Annotated in this window: 3 protein-coding genes; all 3 read left to right on the forward strand. The window is 70.1% G+C overall.

The window, feature by feature from the left end:
• The coding region (locus VGE49_RS05045) for a S49 family peptidase (RefSeq protein ID WP_331033482.1) at window positions 1–655 on the forward strand (655 nt) is incomplete at its 5' end.
• Between the two features lie 123 nt (window positions 656–778).
• A complete protein-coding gene (locus VGE49_RS05050; protein WP_331033483.1) occupies window positions 779–1,102 on the forward strand; it encodes a hypothetical protein in 324 nt (107 codons plus the stop codon).
• Between the two features lie 9 nt (window positions 1,103–1,111).
• A partial coding sequence (locus tag VGE49_RS05055; RefSeq protein WP_331033484.1) for an N-acetylmuramoyl-L-alanine amidase occupies window positions 1,112–1,644 on the forward strand: 533 nt, incomplete at its 3' end.

Raw genomic sequence — 1,644 nt, forward strand, 5'->3', positions numbered from 1 at the left:
CGTGTCCATGGGGTCCTATGCGGCTTCGGGCGGCTACTGGATCAGCTCGGAAGCCGACTGGATCGTGGCCCAGCCCTCGACCCTGACCGGCTCCATCGGCGTCTTCGGCGGCAAGTTCGTGCTGGCCGACGCCCTGGGCCGCTTCGGCCTGGACATGCGCGGCCTGTCGGTCGGCGGCGACTACGCCGACGCCTTCTCGCCGGTGCAGGGCTTCGATCAGGGCCAGCGCGCCGCCTTCGCCGCCTCGATGGACCGCGTCTACGAGGAGTTCGTCGCGCGCGTCGCCAAGGGCCGCAAGCTGCCGGTCGAGCGCGTGCGCGAAATCGCCAAGGGCCGGGTCTGGACCGGGGCACAGGGCAAGGCGCTGGGTCTGGTTGACGAGCTGGGCGGCCTCAACGAAGCCATCATCAAGGCTCGCAAGCTGGCCAATATCCCGACCAGCGAGTCCGTGCGCTTCAAGCGCTTCCCCACGCCGCAGTCGCCGTGGGAGGCCCTGGCCAGCGCCTTCGGCGCCTCGGGTCAGGCGGCGGACGCCATGGTCTCGGTGGGGCGGGTCATGGGCGATCCGGCGGCCCAGGCCATGCTGAACCGGGTCGAGGCAGAGCGCCTGCGCAGCCGCGGCGCGGTGGTGCTGGCCGACCAGCCGGCATTTTGATGGCCGCAACCGCGAAAAGACCCTGACTGATGCGTGATGTCGCAGTCCATTGACCGTTCAGGTCGATGGACCGACATTGGGTTTGAGGCGTTCCTTCATCGGCGCGCCGCGAAAGGCAGTTCCATGATCCAGTCCGACCCCTTTGTTCAGATCGGCTTCAACGCCCGACGCCGCACCGGCGGCGGCCTGCTGGCGCCCTTCGTCTGGCTCGGCGGCCTTGTGGCCACGGCCATCGCCCTGACCGTGGGCGCGGTTCTGGCCGTGCTGACCGCTGCGGCTGTCGCGGTGATCGCCCTGATCGCCGGGGTGGTGGTCTTCTTCGCCGGCTTTGCTTTCCGCGCTCGTCGCGCCCGCGCCGCCACGACCCGTCGCGACGAGGGCGTGATCGACGCCCAGAAGGTCGGCGACACCTGGGTCGCCTATGGCTGGGAACGCGAAGGGCGCTGATCGGGCGCCATGCCGAGCTTCATCGACGCCCCGTCTCCCAATTTCAACGCCCGGCGCGGTCCGCCGGACATGCTGGTGCTGCACTACACCGGCATGAAGACGGCTGACGAAGCCGTCGCCCGCCTGCGCGACCCGGCCGCCGAGGTCTCGGCCCACTATGTCGTCAACGAGAATGGCGTGATCCTGCGTCTGGTGCCGGAAGAGCGCCGCGCCTGGCACGCCGGTCGCGGCGCCTGGCAGGGCGAGACCGACGTCAACGCCGCCTCCATCGGGATCGAGATCGTCAATCCGGGCCACGAGTTCGGCTACCGCGCCTTTCCCGAGGCGCAAGTTCAGGCGGTGATCGACCTGGTCGCCGACATCCGCTCGCGCTGGACCATTCCCGACGCCCGCATCATCGGCCATTCCGACGCCGCGCCTGACCGCAAGCAGGATCCGGGCGAACTCTTCCCGTGGCGGCGTCTGGCCGAGGCCGGGCACGGTCTGTGGTTCGATCCCGCGCCCGACCGCGTCGCCGCCCTGGGCGCTGACCTGTCGCCGGG

Origin of the sequence: Brevundimonas sp., from assembly GCF_036405315.1 — a bacterium.
Taxonomy (GTDB): Bacteria; Pseudomonadota; Alphaproteobacteria; order Caulobacterales; family Caulobacteraceae; genus Brevundimonas.